Here is a 16241-nt window from a genome sequence, read left to right as displayed (position 1 = left end):
TAAAGGGTCAATATACAATTTTTTTAATAACTGTTATGATCTCGCTACAATTAAAATAATCACAATGTATTTTAGAGATTAAGCGGGTTATACCCTAAATAAGGTACGTCATACTCTTTAAAAATAATATCATAGGCTTCTAATTCCTTTAAAATTGGAGAATAAACCTCTTTTGTAATTGGAATTTGAACTCCAGGTGTTTTAATGTTTCCATTGAGGATCGCTAATGTGGCTATAGCGACTGGTAAACCAACAGTTTTAGCCATTGCTGTATAGGTTTGGTCTTTGCCAAGTGTCACCATAGTAGCATCAATTTGATGTTTTTCTCCTTTTAGTTCATATCCAAATTTATGGTACATTACAATCATGTCTTTATCATCTGGACTAAGCGTCCAGCTATCCATTAAGATTTTCTGAAGGATTTGCGCAGGTGTTCCTTTATCTAGTTCTACCATTTTTTTAGGATTAAAAATATCGAGCTCTAAGAATTTTTCCCAAACAATATCATCTTGGTCAATTTTAAGGGCATGTCTAAATTTAAGTTCCACTGAATCCGTTGGACTGTACGGTAAAAAAGAATTCACAAAATCACGGTAACTCATATTTATACTATCATCAATAGTGTAACTGTCATCGGTCATTCCTAGTTGTACAAAAACATTCCAAGCACGACTAAAACCAACACGTCTCATGGTGCCACGATATAAGGTTTTTACATGGTCTAATCCATATACATGCTGATATTTTAAGGAATCTCGATTGGCATAACCTTCAAAACGACCATAACCTTCAACATCTAAAAATTCGGTACGTCTAAATAATCGGTTGTAAGGAATATATTTGAATTGGTTTTCTTGTAAAAATTTAGCGGATCCACCTTGCCCTGCCACAACGACGTTTCTTGGGTTCCAAGTAAATTTATAATTCCATAGGTTGTTATCACTTTCCGGAGCTACTAAACCACCAGTAAAGGATTCAAATAAAATCATTTTTCCACCTTTATCTCTAATGCGATCAATAACGTGCATAGCACTCATATGGTCAATGCCAGGATCGACACCAATTTCATTCATAAATATGAGATGGTTAGCTTTAGCATCGGCATCTAAGGCCTGCATTTCTGGACTCACATAAGACGCCGTAACCATATTCTTTTTATAAGTAATACAATCTTTAGCAACTTCAATATGAAAACGTGCCGGAAGCATTGAAACTACAATGTCTGCTTTTTTTACCGCAGCAACTCTAGATTCAGCATTAAATACATCTAAATGAATTACATTCGTATTGGGATGATCGCCAACTAGCTTTTTAGCATTATCAACATTAAGATCTCCTATGGTTAAATGAAGTTTTTCGGTTTCTGATTTATCGAGTAAATATTTTATAAGATAGGAGCACGATTTTCCTGCACCAATAATTAATATGTTTCGCATAATGAGTTTATATAACTAATTTTGTGTTGAGTTGAAAATACTTATATATATTCTTCGCACGAATGTAATAAATACATGATGCATTAAAAACCGAATTAACGTTTTAATTATGAACAAGAAGCTATTAGTAACTGGAGCAGTAGTAGGAATTTTAGGGATTATTTTAGGAGCTTTTGCGGCACATGGTTTAGAGAAATTAGTTGATTCTAACGCTATTAAATCCTTTGAGACCGGTGTGCGTTATCAACTCTACCACGCGTTTTTGCTTCTCATCCTAGGCGGCACATCATTTGTGAGTTTAAAAATGAAAAAAACGATTTTTTATGTAGTGCTTTTAGGTCTTATTTTCTTTTCAGGATCTATTTATGGGTTAGCTACAAATACCCTTTCTAGCTTTGACTTTAAGACTATAGCTATGATTACTCCAATTGGAGGCTTACTTTTAATTATTGCTTGGGTTGTAATGTTAATTGGTATTATAAGAAAACAAGAGGATTAATACCAATCTACCATGCTTTTTCAAAATAAAATTTTAATTTTGCAGCACTAAATAATACATAAATTATGGCAAACCATACCCAATTTACGAAAACGATTTCGTTAGATCAATATGGAATCAAAAACGCAAAAGTAAATTATCAATTATCTTCAGATGAACTTCATGCTAAAACCATCTCTACAGGGCAAGGAGTTGAATCCTCTTCGGGAGCTTTAGCTGTTAATACAGGTGAGTTTACAGGTCGATCTCCATTGGATAGATTTATTGTGAAAGATGATATTACCAAAGACAAAATTTGGTGGGGAGATATCAACATTGCTTTCGATAGTGATAAGTTTCAGAAGCTTTATGATAAAGTAGTTAATTACTTATCTGAAAAAGAAATTTATGTCCGAGATAGTTACGCCTGTGCAGACGAAGATTACAAATTAAATATTAGAGTCATTAATGAGTACCCTTGGAGTAATATGTTTGCATATAACATGTTTTTACGTCCAACGGAAGAGGAATTAGAGAGTTTTTCACCAGAATGGACGGTTGTAAACGCTCCGGGTTTTATGGCAGATCCAAAAGCAGATGAAACACGCCAACACAACTTTGCTATTTTAGACTTTACTCGTAAGATTGCATTAATCGGAGGAACTGGTTATACTGGTGAAATTAAAAAAGGGATCTTCTCTGCTTTAAACTTTATTCTTCCGGTGTTTAAAAATACGCTACCAATGCACTGTAGTGCTAATGTTGGTAAGAATGACGATACTGCTATTTTCTTTGGGTTATCTGGAACAGGCAAAACAACACTTTCTACAGACCCGAATCGTAGTTTAATTGGTGATGATGAACACGGATGGACTAAAGAAAATACCGTTTTTAATTTTGAAGGAGGTTGCTATGCTAAGGTCATTAATTTGTCTCAGGAACAAGAACCAGAGATTTTTGGTGCTATTAGAAAGGGAGCAATTTTAGAAAATGTTATTTTAGATGCTGATGGCAATGTTGATTTTGCCGATACGTCTATTACACAAAATACGAGAGTAAGTTACCCAATTTATCATATTGATAATATTAGAAAACCTTCTGTTGGTGAAAATCCTAAGAATATATTTTTCTTAACTGCAGATGCCTTTGGAGTGTTACCTCCGATTTCTAAATTAACACCAAGTCAGGCTGCGTATCATTTTATTTCTGGGTATACGGCTAAAGTGGCTGGAACAGAAGCAGGAGTTGTGGAACCAGTACCAAGTTTTTCAGCTTGTTTTGGTGCGCCATTTATGCCGTTACATCCAACAGAATATGCTAAGATGTTAAGCAAAAAAATGAAAGAGGCTAACGTTAATGTGTGGTTGGTCAATACAGGTTGGACAGGTGGCCCTTATGGAGTTGGTACACGTATGAAATTAAAATACACACGTGCTATGATTAATGCCGCGTTAAATGGGGATTTAAAGGATTATACATACGAGGATTATCATATTCACTCGGTATTTGGAGTCGCACAACCAAGAACATGTCCTGGTGTACCAACAGAAGTATTGAGTCCAAGAACGACTTGGAATAATGATGAAGCTTATTATAAAATGGCCTTTAAATTATCGAATGCCTTTAGAGCGAACTTTAAAAAGTTTGAATCTTATGCGTCTGAAGAAGTGAGACGTGGTGGTCCACAACGTTACGCGTTTTAGATAGATACTAATTCTTATAAATTAAAAAAGCGATTCTAAATTTAGAATCGCTTTTTTTATAAAGTAATATGTCTTTTATTATTTTCCTTTATTTACAGCATCAATATACTTCTGTAATGCCATAGTCATAGATGGAGTTTCAGGTGTTGGTGCAGAAATATCTACACGCAATCCTTTTTCTTTTACCGCTTTTACAGTGGTGTTTCCAAATACAGCAATACGTGTTTCGTTTTGCTTGAAATCTGGGAAATTATGAAATAAAGATTCTATACCAGATGGGCTAAAGAATACTAGGATATCATATGTGACATTTGATAAATCAGATAAATCACTGATGACTGTTTTATAAAATGTAGCTTGTTTCCAATTAACACCTAAGTTATCTAATAACTCAGGTATAATAGGTTTAACTTTGTCGGTTGTTGGTAATAAAAACGATTCGTCTTTATATTTTTTAATCAATGGCATTAGATCTTCAAACGTACGTTTACCAACGTAAATTTTACGTTTTCTATAAACCACGTACTTCTGTAAATAATAAGCAACAGCTTCAGACTGGCAGAAATACTTCATAGAATCTGGTACTTTAAAGCGCATTTCATCTGCAACTCTAAAGAAATGATCGACTGAGTTTCTACTTGTAAGTATGATGGCTGTAAATTTCGTAAGATCCACTTTTTGTTGTCTCACATCCTTAGAAGATACTCCTTCAACGTGAATAAAGGGTCTAAAGTCCACTTTTACTTTTTGCTTTTCCTGCAAATCAAAGTATGGGGAATTTTCTATTTTAGGCTCTGGTTGTGATACTAAAATTGTTTTCACTTTCATACGTAAACTGAGTGTTTTTAAACGTTATACTCCCTAATTACCTTAAATAAAAGTATATAAGGCCCGATTTCGAGAGCGCAAAGATACAATAAAAAATAGAAAAAATTTGGATTTATTAATTTTTGATGTGTTTTAAATGAAGATAGAAATCCAATCACGTTTATAAGACAAACAATACATAACGCGGTGATTATTACAATATTCATTCTTATATCGGTATATAGCAGGAACAAATTCGCTATTAAAAATATAAGTCCAGAAAAATTCTTGAAGGTTGTTTTTTGAAATAAGTAGTCATCTATGAGGCTATCCATCTCAAAAAGGCTTCCTATTAAGCGCTCCAATAGTGTTTTTATAATTATTATTGTAGAGACGGCAAACATCAATTTTAAGAACGTAATAAGTTCAAAACTAATAGGTGTTACAAAAGCGTTATACGTAAAATAAATAAAGATGCTTAAGGATAGCGAGAGGTTTACAAATAGAAAACTATCAAATTGATCTATGAATTTTTGATCCTTAGCATATATTTTAAGATATTTAGAATTCCCAATAACATACAAGAAATCATTAAAACGCAGCGTATTTAAATATTTTGCAATCACGATGGTAAACAATCCAATGATTGTAAAAATGGTAAACCACTCGTGTGTTATATAATTTCGCATGCCGCTAAATTATAAAAAATTGAGCTGACTATTATAAGTACTATTCATATCTATCAAAAAAGTTAATTCTCGTATTTAATCCGCTAAAAACTTTATTTTTGTTCAAAATATAAAAGTCGCTCAAAAGCGTATTTAAAAGTGAGTTAATGTCTGACGCAATTGTCATAATCCCTACCTATAATGAGATTGAAAATGTAGAATCAATCATCAAAGCTGTGTTTGAACAGCAAAAGGATTTTCATGTGCTTATCGTGGATGATAATTCACCAGATGGAACAGCTGAGACCGTTAAAAATTTGCAACACCAATTTAAGGACCAATTATTTCTTTTGGAACGTACAGAAAAGAGCGGTTTGGGTACAGCCTACATTGCCGGATTTGAATGGGCATTAAAAAGGTCATATCAGTACATTTTTGAAATGGATGCTGATTTTTCACACAATCCTACTGATTTAACAAGGTTATATAACGCTTGCGTTGCTGGTGCAGACATTGCTGTAGGTTCGCGATACGTTAAAGGAATTACAGTGGTAAATTGGCCATTGTCTCGAATTCTGTTATCTTATGGAGCTTCGCGTTACGTGAGGCTAATCACTGGGATGACGGTTAAAGACTCTACGGCAGGTTTTATTTGCTATAAAAAGGAAGTTTTAGAAGCTATTAACTTAAATAAAATTAAATTTGTAGGCTATGCTTTTCAAATCGAAATGAAATTCAAAGCCTATAAAAAAGGTTTTAAAATTGTAGAAATACCAGTTATTTTTAAGGATAGAACCAAAGGTAAATCTAAGATGAGCGGAGGTATTATTACCGAAGCTATTTTTGGAGTTATTAGTTTAAAAATTAAAAGCTTATTTACGAAGTAAAAGATACATGAAGCGAAATACCCTCATAAAAAACGCAAGAATTGTCAACGAAGGAAAGATTGTTGAAGGCGATATTCTTATTGAAGATAATATTATAAAGGAGATTGATATATCTATAAGTGTTAAATCTGCAGATATGTTGGTTATTGATGTTGAAGGAAACTATGTGTTTCCCGGAATGATTGACGACCAAGTACATTTTAGAGAACCAGGATTAACGCATAAGGCCAATATAGAATCAGAATCTAAAGCGGCTATTGCTGGTGGTATTACCTCGTTTATAGAGATGCCAAACACCAATCCGCAAACCACAACGGTAGAAAAGTTAGAAGAGAAATTTGAGATTGCTGCAAATTCATCTTATGCTAATTATTCTTTTATGTTTGGTGGTACCAATGATAATTTGGATGAAATTCTTAAAGTAGATCCTAAAACCGTGGCTGGTTTAAAATTGTTTTTAGGGTCTTCCACAGGAAATATGCTGGTTGATGATCCTAAGGTGATTGAAAAAATATTTTCGAGTACAGATATGGTGATTTCGGTGCATTGTGAAGACGAAGCAACCATTAAAGCCAACTTAGCAAAATATAAAGCAGAATACGGTGATGACATTCCAATGGAAATGCATCCTATAATCCGAAGCGAAGAGGCGTGTTATTTATCGTCTTCAAAAGCAATTGAATTAGCAAAGAAAACAGGAGCGCGATTGCATGTGTTTCATTTATCAACAGGAAAAGAAACGAGTTTGTTTTCTAATAAAATTCCATTAAAAGATAAAAAGATTACGGCTGAGGTTTGTGTGCATCACTTGTGGTTTTCAGATGAAGATTATGCTAAAAAAGGAAGTCATATTAAATGGAATCCGGCTGTAAAAACAGCAAAAGATAGAGACCAACTTTGGAAGGCTTTATTGGATGACAGAATTGATGTTATTGCTACAGATCATGCTCCACATACTTTAGAAGAGAAAACAAATAACTATACAAATGCTCCTTCAGGTGGACCATTAGTGCAGCATGCCTTAATGGCTTTAATGGAAGCGCATCATCAAGGAAAAATTTCTGTAGAAAAAATAGTAGAGAAAGCCTGTCATAATCCAGCTATATTATTCAACGTTGAAAAACGCGGTTATATAAAGGAAGGTTATTTTGCCGATTTAGTAATTGTAGATCCTCAAAGCCCATGGACCGTTAATAAAAGTAATATCCTTTATAAATGTGGTTGGTCTCCTTTTGAAGGCAATACTTTTAAAAGTAGAATTACACACACGTTTGTAAATGGGCAATTGGTGTATAACAATTTTAATGTTTTAAACGTTAAAGCAGGACAACGACTAACTTTTAATAGATAAGATGTTAAAGCGACTCAGTATTATTGTGGTATTAGGTATTTTGATTGTGGCCTGTAATGGTGTTAAAAGACCTGAAAAACCGGATAATCTTATATCAAAAGCGCAAATGACTGATTTGCTGTATGACTTATATGTAATGAATGCAGCCAAAGGAGTGAATCGATCAAGTTTGGAAAAAAATGATCTTGATCCAGAATTTTATATTCTAAAAAAGCATAATGTCGATAGTGCTCGGTTTGCTGAAAGCAACTCGTATTATGCTTTTGATACCGAAGGGTATAAAGAAATTGTTGACAATGTAAAAGAGCGTTTAGAACTTGAAAAGGAACGCTATGAAGACGTGAGACAATTAGAAACAGATTCTATAAAAAGACGTCGAGATTCAATTGCCAAAAAACGACGAACGCCAAAAGAGTCTAATGTAAAGACCAATGCAATAGATACAGCAGATGTAAAGACATCAAAGCCTAAAGGTTCTTAAGGAATAACGTACTAACTTCTTTTATACTTGTGTCAATAGGTTTGAATTCAAAATTGATACTGTTCTTTATTTTTGAAGCGTCATATTTTGTATTGCTTACCGCAGATTTTGCTGTTTGTTTAGATAAACGTCTTCGGCTACCAAAAAGCTTATGATTTAGCCAATCTAATCTCCAACCAATTCCTAATAGCCAAGAGCTTGCTTCTTTTTTTGGAGGTTTAACTCCTAAATTTAATGCTGTTTTTGTAAAAAAGGATTTAAAGCTTAAATTTTCTGAGACTAAAATAAAACCTTCATTTTTAACGCTACTTTTCATTAGCTCTTCCATTACATTGATGACATCCCAAACATCTACATAACCCGTAACACCAGAAGTATAATATGGCACACCGTTATAAATTCGTTGAAAAAAACTGCCACTCCCTCCATCATTCCAATAGCCAGCGCCTAAAATAATTCCTGGATTTACAATCACGGCATCTAAGCCTTCTTGCGTGCCACGCCAAACTTCTAATTCAGCTCCGTACTTGGTAATGGCGTATATACTGTTATCGTTTTCAGGACTCCATTCGGTTTGTTCATCTATTAATTTTTTAGGATTACTATGATGTCCAATAGCAGCAATAGTACTTACATAGCATAATTTTTTAACCTGATGACTTATAGATAAGTTAACAATATTGGCAGTGCCCTCAATATTAACCCGTCTTAAGGCTCTATATTTATCAGGTTCAAAAGAAATGAAGGCAGCACAGTGATAAACATGTGTGATGTTTTTAAAAGCATCCTGAAGTTTAGGGATGTCATTCACATCGGCTTCAACCCACTCAATTTTATTAAAAAGTATGTCAGCATCATCTGAAAAGTAGGAGAAGACGTTTTTTACACGAGATAGCGTTTTATCTCGTCGGTATATCGCACGAATCGGTTCATCACCTTTTAAAAGTTGTAAAAGTAAATGCGAACCCACTAAACCTGTACCTCCTGTAACTAGAATCATTGGGGTAAAGTTAAGTTTTTTAAGCCTTAATTTACATGAGAAATCCGATAAAATAAGTTTCATATTTAATAAATTTTAGAATCGCTAAATTGAATTAAAATTGTCTTTTGTCTTTAAAGGTGGAGACCTATCTTTGCGCAAATCAATTTGAAACTAAAAAATAATGGCAAACAAGTTTGTAGAAGAATTACGTTGGAGAGGAATGGTACACGATATCATGCCCGGAACAGAAGAGCAACTAGACAAAGAGATGACCACTGCCTATATTGGTTTTGATCCTACTTCAGATTCGTTACACATTGGTAGTTTAGTGCCCATAATTTTACTAGTTCATTTAGAAAAAGCGGGTCATAAGCCTGTAGCTTTAGTAGGTGGTGCTACTGGTATGATTGGTGATCCTTCTGGGAAAAGTGATGAGCGTAACCTTTTAGATGAAGTCGCTTTAGCGCATAATGTCGCTGGAATTAAAGGTGTATTATCTCGCTTTTTAGATTTTAATTCAACTGAAAAAAATGCTCCAGTTTTAGTGAACAACTATGATTGGATGAAAGATTTTAGCTTTATTGATTTTGCGAGAGACGTCGGTAAACGTATTACTGTTAATTACATGATGGCTAAAGATTCTGTAAAGAAACGCTTAAGCGGTGATGAAGGTAGTGTGGGTATGAGTTTTACTGAGTTTACCTACCAACTAATTCAAGGGTATGATTTTCACCATTTATACAAAACTATGGGGTGTAAATTACAAATGGGAGGAAGTGACCAATGGGGAAATATTACGACAGGAACAGAATTAGTAAGACGTATGCATGATGGTGAAGACCAAGCAAAGGCTTATGCTATGACTTGTCCTTTAATTACCAAAGCAGACGGTTCTAAATTTGGTAAAAGTGAAGGTGGAAATGTTTGGTTGGATGCAGATAAAACAAGTGTATATAAATTTTACCAATTTTGGTTAAATACGACAGATGTAGATGCTGAAAAATACATTAAGATTTTTACGTTTTTAGATAAAGAAACGATTGAAAATTTAATAGCAGAGCATAATGAAAACCCTGGGTTTAGAGCATTACAGAAACGTTTGGCTGAAGAAGTTACTGTGTTTGTACACAGCCAAGAAGACTATGATAATGCTATAAAAGCTTCTAAAATATTGTTTAGTAAAGATTTTAAAAATGAAATTAAACAATTGTCAGAATCTTTATTTTTAGATGTTTTTGAAGGTGTAAAACATGCTCAGATTTCTAAAACTGAATTTAGTGAAGGTGTCGATATGATTGGTGCATTGGCAGCGAAAACAAATTTCTTAAGCTCTAATGGTGATGCAAGACGTGCCTTAAAGGAAAATGCTATTGCAGTAAATAAAGAAAAAGTGAAAGAGGATTATATCTTATCTTCTGAAGATTTAATTCACGATAAATATATCATTCTAAGTAGAGGAAAGAAAACTAACTTCATATTGGAAGTGGTGTAAATCGTAGTTATAAAATTTAAAATAAATTGAGACTTATTAAGTGTATAAAACCTAATAAGTCTTTTTTTATATAAAAAAAGTGCCCAAAATTACTTTGGACACTTCTAACCAATCAATCAACTTTGAAAATCTTACTTTTTCATAGCTATTGTTAAGTCGTCTATAAATTTATTTCCTTACAATAAAAATAATAAGATTATAGAAGGAGGCGGAACACAGTCGACTTTTCCTTTCAGTTTACATGCAATTTTAGCTTAAAGTGCCATTAAATTACAACCTCTAATATCTGAATTATCGAATCTTCCAATGATTTCAAAAAGGCCATTATTATCGACTTTACCTAAATCTTGAGTGGCGATAAATGAACACGAATTTAAGTTGGCTAAATCAATAACATTAATACCTCCTGTTTTATTGGGGTTTTGGATGGTGAGTGCATCCTCGGTATCACGCGTTAGTATTTTCATCCAAGGTGGACATTCAAAAATACCATGACCTTTAGAATATGCCTGACTTAAAAGTTCGGTCATGCCATATTCGCTATGTATTTGATGGACCCCAAAACCCGTTTGTAAGGTTTGATGTAACTCTTGACGAATAATTTCTTTACGTCTGCCTTTCATACCACCAGTTTCCATAATTGTGGTATGCTTTAAGTCGAATTGATAAGCTTCAACTAAATCTAATAAGGCAAAGGAAACTCCTATGAGTAATGTTTTTTGTTGTTTAGCTTCAAGTACTTTTAATGTCTGTGCTAATTCTTCAAGGTTATTGAGGTAGAATCCACTTTCAGTTTGATTCGACTTCTCAATTAAATCATTGACCATATAGATCAGCGAAGAACCATCGCGTTCTAAATAGGAAGGTAATAATGCCAAGACGACATAGTCTTCAATATTTCCATAAAAGTGCTTAAAAGCTTTAAGGTAACTCTCTTCGTATAGGCTTAAGTCTGACACTAAATGTTTGCTCGTTATGCTTCCTGTTGTACCAGAGCTGCTAAATGTTTTTTGAACCGATGAAGACGTACTTAAAACCTCATGAGATTTAAAAAACTGAATAGGCAAAAAAGGAATTTCAGAGACTTGTTTGATACCTGACGGATGTTTGTATAATAAATCGCAAAAGGAGCGATAGACCTTGTTGTTTTTAAATTGAAATTTAAAAACGTCCAAAGCTAATGCATCGAATTCGGCATTAGATTTTATATTAAAAATAGCATCTTTAGATATCATGCTGCAAAAATATGGAAAATAAAAAAGCGTCTCGAAAATTTTCGAGACGCTTTTAATAAGTGTTAAAATAGATACTTACTTAATTACTAACTTCTTAGTAGTAGAAGCATTGTTTTGCGTAATTTTTACGATATAAACACCAGACTTTAAGTTAGCAACATTTAACGTGTTGTTTGTTAATGTTTGGTTTTTAACTTGCTTACCTAAGATATCAAATACTTGTACAGAAATAGCATCACTATTTGTAGAAGAGATTGAAACTGACCCAGTGTTTGTTGGGTTAGGGTATAAGCTAAATGTATTAGCGTTATAGTTGTTTACACTTAATGGTTCAGCAATATCACTAATATATCTAGGGAAAATTTGATACGCACCGTTAAATTCACCACCTAAACCTGTAATGCTTACTGCAGTTGCAGGTATCGCAGTACCAATTAAATCTTCATCACCGAATGCAACTCTACATACCGTAGTATCAGCACCTTCAGAAATGTTGTAATTCGTGTTGTCTGTAAATGAACCAGAATCAGCAAAAGTAGCACTGTTTATAGTTATTAAACGGCTTTCGTAGTTTTCTCCATTTGTTAAAAGATCAGATACACTAACCACGATAGGAGTTACTGTATTACCTGTAGAAGATGCACTTGCTACATTTTCAGTTGGTACGAACTGAAGTGTTCCAGCGTACTCAGTTAACTGTCCTTTTAATCCTGTAATACCATCACCATAACTAAAAGTAGTACTTAATGTACCAGCAGTATCATCGATTAAGATTCCTGCACCACCATCTTGAATGTATTTTTGGTTTCTTGTACCTTCAGTAACAATATAAGATATAATAGCTTCACCTGTTAATTCGTACGTGCCACCAAGCGTACTTGCTCTCAATTCAGTAATGTTTGCAACTTCATTTAAAGAAGCAACACTAAATGTAATCATATCAGAATCTATACTAGTAACACCGTTCATTAAATCAACAGTAACATCGTAAGTTTCACCATCTGTAGTTGCAATTGTAAATGGGCTTGTTGCGTTTTCTGTAGCATCTCCATTAACTGTTACTGTTACACTTTCTCCACCGGCTAAATTTACTGTAGAGAACTCAACATCTACTGATGTTGTACCCGGAGCGTAAGCAGTGTTTGTAGCAGGGCTTGTTATACTTATACCAGGTGTTGTAACAACTTGCTCTACAAAAGAGAAATCATCCCAGTAAACTACAGCACCACTATAGGTTCTAACTTCAAAATAAAATTCGTTAACTCCAGCAGGAGCAGTAACTGTTACAGAATATTCTGTCCATACATTTCCGTTATTGTCAAAATACCCTGTTTCTCCAACACCTTGTAAAACATCTGCATCAGTAACATGATCTACAGTACCATCTGTTGACCACTTTGACCAGATTCTAGCATCTGTATCATCACCAGACTCAACTTTATACCACATAGAAAGTGTATACATATTTCCTGGAGTAATACCAGCAATAGTTTGTGATAAATCTTTTGTGCCATCTCCAGTGTGTTTTGCAGAATAATCACCACCATGTGTCTCTGAAGATTCTTGATCTACGTTTTCAGCTTTGGTCCATCCTGTTGGATTATTAGCATCATCCCAAGATTCAAAAGTACCATTAACTATTAGGTCCTGTCCAAAAGAAAAGGAAGCTACTAGTAATGTAAATAATAAAAAGTAAATTTTTTTCATAATTTTATTTTATAAATGTTAAGTAACAAATATAACAACAAATCCTCAACTTTAATAATCAGAATCGTTAATACTTGTCATTTTACAATATGATAACATCGTAAATTTCAGGTGTTTCTAATAGTCAAGATTTTAGAATTTCAATGTTAGGGAATTGTTATCAATTACATATTTATCAGTAGTTAATAGAGATATAATTTATATTTACATTTATTTAAAACGTAATTCAATTGAAAAAGAAAGACATTAAAATATTGTTGGTTGATGATGACCTAGATATTTTAGAAATAGTAGGTTTTAATTTATCTACTGAAGGCTATCAGGTTATTAAAGGGGAAAACGGGGAAGAAGCCGTTAAATTGGCGAAGAAACACCAGCCTCATTTAATTATAATTGATGTAATGATGCCAAAAATGGATGGTATTGAAGCGTGTGAACGCATTAGAGAGGAGCCTAATCTAAGTGACACCATTATTACGTTTTTAACGGCGAGAGGTGAGGATTATTCTCAGGTCGCTGGTTTTGAAGCTGGAGCAGATGATTATATCGCAAAACCTATAAAACCAAAAGTTCTAATTAGTAAAGTGAAAGCTTTATTAAGACGTTTGAAACATTCTGAAAGTAGTGTTGAAACCGTTATGGAAATAGGTGATTTAATAATCTATAAAGAGGAATATAAAATTACCATTAACGGTAAAGAAACAGCTTTGCCAAGAAAAGAGTTTGAATTGTTATCTTTGCTAGCAACCAAACCAGGTAAGGTTTTTAAACGTGACGAGATTTTAGATAAAGTCTGGGGAAATGAAGTTGTTGTGGGAGGAAGAACCATTGATGTCCATATCAGAAAACTACGTGAAAAAATAGGAGATAAATCCTTTAAAACTGTCAAAGGTGTTGGTTACAAGTTTGTAGACTAATGCAGCATAAAACCCTTAAGAAATCCTATAAATTTGCTTTGCGAACAGCGCTATACGTTACGTTGTTTACAACGTTACTTGTTGGTGTCTTCTTGCATCATTATCATGTTATTAATTGGCATCTTGTTTTTTATCCGTTTATATGTTTTCCGTTTACTTTTATTATCATTCAATATAGAGTTGAACGTTTTATTTACAGACGTGTTAAAAAAATCTATGATGATCTTACACTACTAGAATCAACGAGCTTAAGGCAGCAACCCATAACTACAGATATGGGGACATTAACCAAAGAAATTGATAAATACGCTAAAAACAAAAAGTTTGAAATTGAAACTCTAAAGATTAGAGAAGAATATAGAAAAGAGTTTATTGGCAATGTCTCTCACGAACTAAAAACACCATTATTTACAGTTCAAAGTTATTTACTGACGTTGTTAGAAGGAGAAATAGACGATGATAAGATTAAGAAAAAGTACTTAGCAAGAGCGACTAAAGGAGTTGAGCGACTAACGTATATTATAAAAGACTTAGACATGATTACCAAACTAGAAGTTGGTGATTTGAGTTTGGAAAAAGAGAATTTTGATATGGTGAAGGTCGTTCAAAATGTGTTCGATCTTTTTGAAATGAAGTCCGCTAAGAAAAATATTACCTTAACTTTTGATATCAATTACCCTGAACCAATTATGGTTTATGCAGATAAAGAACGTATTCAACAAGTATTAACTAATCTTGTAGTAAACTCTATAAAATACGGACGCGAAAAAGGGACTACAGAAGTTAGTATAGAGAATCTTATTAAAAATAAAGCCATTATACGAGTAACAGATAATGGGGAAGGTATTGCAAAAGCCAATCTTCAGCGTTTATTTGAACGTTTCTATCGTGTAGATAAAAGTGGTTCTCGTAAAGAAGGTGGATCTGGATTAGGTTTGTCTATCGTAAAGCATATCATTGAGGCCCACGAAGAAAAAATTTATATAGAAAGCGAATTAGGAGTCGGTAGTGAGTTTTCATTTACACTCGAAAAGTCCAAATAACTTCTTGTAATTTAGATGGTATTCTTGAGATTTAAAACCACTAAACTTATCCATTTCCGATAGCATATTTACATCAAAATCATCTTGAAGACAATAAGGGGCAATACCTTCTGTAGAGAGTCGTTTCGCTAAATACTCTTGTTCAAATTGCCCTGGAGTTGGTATAAAAAATGCTTTCTTTTCAAGTTTTTCTAAATCCATTATAGTGGTGTAACCCGATCTGCTGAGAATTAAGTCACTTTTATTTATAGAGATTTCAAGCTGCTCACTGGTCATGTAATTGTAGATTTCAATATGGTCTACAATCGTTTTGTGTTGCTCAGGTTCTACTTTTCCTTTAACAAAAAGTACACGACCTTCGTAGTGTTTTAATTCTGCTAAAAGTTTTTCTTCTAAAAATGTTCGCTGCGGTTCAGGTCCAGAGAGTAAAACAAGTAAATTGTATTCCGCTTCTACATCTAGCTTTTTAAATCGGGTTAAAGCCCCTAAATATTTAACAGGCGCCATATAATTTTCAGGATGACCTAATTCACCACTCAAATTATTAACTCCCAAATGATCAGGAACCCAACATTCATTAAATTTTGCAATTATTTTTTGATGCAATTTGCTGCTCAGCCAAGTCGTATTTCCACTTAAAACACGTAATTGATGCGTAATAAATACCGAAGGGATGCCTTTATGTCTCACTCCAAATCTATTATCTGAGATGATGCCAGAAATCTGTTCTTTGTCAATTAAGCTTTCAATGACTTTTTTTTCGCGTTTAATAGTTTTTAAAAGATGAGGTGAATCTTTTATCAATTTAATTTTAAAGCCATTTGCTTTTTTAGCATACGTAATGTTGTAGGAAGGTAATTCAAAAGCACTTAGTGTTGGGAATTCTTTTTTTAATAATTCTAAAGCAATACCATCACTTGCAATAACAGGTTCAAACCCATTTTCGATTAAAGCATTTATAATAGGAATACATCGTGTAGAATGCCCTAATCCCCAATTTAGTGGAGCAACTAAAATCCTTTTTTTTGAATTCACCTTATATCAATATTTCTAA

General features: G+C 33.5%; 15 protein-coding genes. 8 read left to right on the top strand and 7 right to left on the bottom strand.

Going from position 1 to position 16241, the window contains the following annotated elements:
- Window positions 1-71 precede the first annotated feature (71 nt).
- Complete coding sequence (locus tag KO515_RS06380; protein WP_215935529.1) at window positions 72-1436, bottom strand: saccharopine dehydrogenase family protein; 1365 nt, start codon at window positions 1434-1436, stop codon at window positions 72-74.
- 109 nt (window positions 1437-1545) lie between these two features.
- On the opposite strand from KO515_RS06380, the gene KO515_RS06375 reads away from it, so the two are divergent.
- Complete coding sequence (locus tag KO515_RS06375) at window positions 1546-1935, top strand: DUF423 domain-containing protein (RefSeq protein WP_215935528.1); 390 nt, start codon at window positions 1546-1548, stop codon at window positions 1933-1935.
- A 65-nt stretch (window positions 1936-2000) separates the two neighbouring features.
- Window positions 2001-3617 (top strand): phosphoenolpyruvate carboxykinase (ATP), encoded by a 1617-nt coding sequence (gene pckA, locus KO515_RS06370; RefSeq protein ID WP_215935527.1) that lies wholly within the window; start codon window positions 2001-2003, stop codon window positions 3615-3617.
- Between the two features lie 78 nt (window positions 3618-3695).
- Here the strand turns inward: pckA and KO515_RS06365 are convergent, their stop codons facing one another.
- A complete protein-coding gene (locus tag KO515_RS06365; protein ID WP_215935526.1) occupies window positions 3696-4445 on the bottom strand; it encodes a uroporphyrinogen-III synthase in 750 nt (249 codons plus the stop codon).
- A 17-nt stretch (window positions 4446-4462) separates the two neighbouring features.
- A complete protein-coding gene (locus KO515_RS06360; RefSeq protein ID WP_215935525.1) occupies window positions 4463-5113 on the bottom strand; it encodes a DUF4271 domain-containing protein in 651 nt (216 codons plus the stop codon).
- Window positions 5114-5259: 146 nt separating this feature from the next.
- On the opposite strand from KO515_RS06360, the gene KO515_RS06355 reads away from it, so the two are divergent.
- From KO515_RS06355 to KO515_RS06345, 3 genes are read left to right on the top strand one after another with little or no spacing between them, the layout of a single operon-like run.
- Window positions 5260-5979, top strand: coding sequence for a polyprenol monophosphomannose synthase (locus tag KO515_RS06355; protein WP_215935524.1), 720 nt, complete (start codon window positions 5260-5262; stop codon window positions 5977-5979).
- Between the two features lie 7 nt (window positions 5980-5986).
- Window positions 5987-7330, top strand: coding sequence for a dihydroorotase (locus KO515_RS06350; protein WP_215935523.1), 1344 nt, complete (start codon window positions 5987-5989; stop codon window positions 7328-7330).
- Window position 7331: 1 nt separating this feature from the next.
- Window positions 7332-7811 (top strand): DUF4296 domain-containing protein, encoded by a 480-nt coding sequence (locus KO515_RS06345; protein WP_215935522.1) that lies wholly within the window; start codon window positions 7332-7334, stop codon window positions 7809-7811.
- Here the strand turns inward: KO515_RS06345 and KO515_RS06340 are convergent.
- Complete coding sequence (locus KO515_RS06340; protein ID WP_354668269.1) at window positions 7798-8874, bottom strand: NAD-dependent epimerase/dehydratase family protein; 1077 nt, start codon at window positions 8872-8874, stop codon at window positions 7798-7800. The genes KO515_RS06345 and KO515_RS06340 overlap by 14 nt on opposite strands.
- A gap of 100 nt (window positions 8875-8974) precedes the next feature.
- On the opposite strand from KO515_RS06340, the gene tyrS reads away from it, so the two are divergent.
- Window positions 8975-10285: a tyrosine--tRNA ligase gene (gene tyrS, locus KO515_RS06335; RefSeq protein WP_215935521.1), complete on the top strand. Its 1311-nt coding sequence runs from the start codon at window positions 8975-8977 to the stop codon at window positions 10283-10285.
- A 254-nt stretch (window positions 10286-10539) separates the two neighbouring features.
- On the opposite strand, the gene KO515_RS06330 is transcribed toward tyrS, so the two are convergent.
- Together KO515_RS06330 and KO515_RS06325 are read right to left on the bottom strand one after the other, a co-directional pair.
- Entirely contained in the window at window positions 10540-11520 is a 981-nt protein-coding gene (locus KO515_RS06330; RefSeq protein WP_215935520.1) for an acyl transferase, read from the bottom strand.
- A 75-nt stretch (window positions 11521-11595) separates the two neighbouring features.
- The gene (locus KO515_RS06325) at window positions 11596-13227 is read right to left on the bottom strand and encodes a T9SS type A sorting domain-containing protein (RefSeq protein ID WP_215935519.1); all 1632 of its coding nucleotides are present in this window, start codon (window positions 13225-13227) and stop codon (window positions 11596-11598) included.
- A gap of 230 nt (window positions 13228-13457) precedes the next feature.
- On the opposite strand from KO515_RS06325, the gene KO515_RS06320 reads away from it, so the two are divergent.
- Both KO515_RS06320 and KO515_RS06315 read left to right on the top strand, forming a co-directional pair.
- Window positions 13458-14144 (top strand): response regulator transcription factor, encoded by a 687-nt coding sequence (locus KO515_RS06320; RefSeq protein ID WP_215935518.1) that lies wholly within the window; start codon window positions 13458-13460, stop codon window positions 14142-14144.
- Window positions 14144-15187: a sensor histidine kinase gene (locus KO515_RS06315; protein WP_215935517.1), complete on the top strand. Its 1044-nt coding sequence runs from the start codon at window positions 14144-14146 to the stop codon at window positions 15185-15187. Before KO515_RS06320 ends, KO515_RS06315 begins: the two co-directional genes overlap by 1 nt.
- Here KO515_RS06315 and KO515_RS06310 read toward each other — a convergent pair.
- Window positions 15161-16222: a glycosyltransferase gene (locus tag KO515_RS06310; protein ID WP_215935516.1), complete on the bottom strand. Its 1062-nt coding sequence runs from the start codon at window positions 16220-16222 to the stop codon at window positions 15161-15163. The two genes, KO515_RS06315 and KO515_RS06310, sit on opposite strands and share 27 nt — an antisense overlap.
- Between the last annotated feature and the right edge of the window lie 19 nt (window positions 16223-16241).

Origin of the sequence: Winogradskyella psychrotolerans (genome assembly GCF_018860545.1) — a bacterium.
In the GTDB taxonomy this organism is placed as follows: domain Bacteria; phylum Bacteroidota; class Bacteroidia; order Flavobacteriales; family Flavobacteriaceae; genus Winogradskyella; species Winogradskyella psychrotolerans_A.
Note: the sequence above shows the minus strand (reverse complement) of the source record. Positions and strands in the feature narration are given on the sequence as shown.

What these genes read in the sequence shown, in the direction of transcription:
- KO515_RS06340 (WP_354668269.1), bottom strand. Translation starts at nt 8,874, where the DNA reads ATGAAACTTATTTTATCGGATTTCTCATGTAAATTAAGGCTTAAAAAA.
- KO515_RS06350 (WP_215935523.1), top strand. Translation starts at nt 5,987, where the DNA reads ATGAAGCGAAATACCCTCATAAAAAACGCAAGAATTGTCAACGAAGGA.
- KO515_RS06315 (WP_215935517.1), top strand. Translation starts at nt 14,144, where the DNA reads ATGCAGCATAAAACCCTTAAGAAATCCTATAAATTTGCTTTGCGAACA.
- KO515_RS06325 (WP_215935519.1), bottom strand. Translation starts at nt 13,227, where the DNA reads ATGAAAAAAATTTACTTTTTATTATTTACATTACTAGTAGCTTCCTTT.
- KO515_RS06365 (WP_215935526.1), bottom strand. Translation starts at nt 4,445, where the DNA reads ATGAAAGTGAAAACAATTTTAGTATCACAACCAGAGCCTAAAATAGAA.
- pckA (WP_215935527.1), top strand. Translation starts at nt 2,001, where the DNA reads ATGGCAAACCATACCCAATTTACGAAAACGATTTCGTTAGATCAATAT.
- KO515_RS06360 (WP_215935525.1), bottom strand. Translation starts at nt 5,113, where the DNA reads ATGCGAAATTATATAACACACGAGTGGTTTACCATTTTTACAATCATT.
- KO515_RS06380 (WP_215935529.1), bottom strand. Translation starts at nt 1,436, where the DNA reads ATGCGAAACATATTAATTATTGGTGCAGGAAAATCGTGCTCCTATCTT.
- KO515_RS06375 (WP_215935528.1), top strand. Translation starts at nt 1,546, where the DNA reads ATGAACAAGAAGCTATTAGTAACTGGAGCAGTAGTAGGAATTTTAGGG.
- KO515_RS06330 (WP_215935520.1), bottom strand. Translation starts at nt 11,520, where the DNA reads ATGATATCTAAAGATGCTATTTTTAATATAAAATCTAATGCCGAATTC.
- KO515_RS06345 (WP_215935522.1), top strand. Translation starts at nt 7,332, where the DNA reads ATGTTAAAGCGACTCAGTATTATTGTGGTATTAGGTATTTTGATTGTG.
- KO515_RS06355 (WP_215935524.1), top strand. Translation starts at nt 5,260, where the DNA reads ATGTCTGACGCAATTGTCATAATCCCTACCTATAATGAGATTGAAAAT.
- tyrS (WP_215935521.1), top strand. Translation starts at nt 8,975, where the DNA reads ATGGCAAACAAGTTTGTAGAAGAATTACGTTGGAGAGGAATGGTACAC.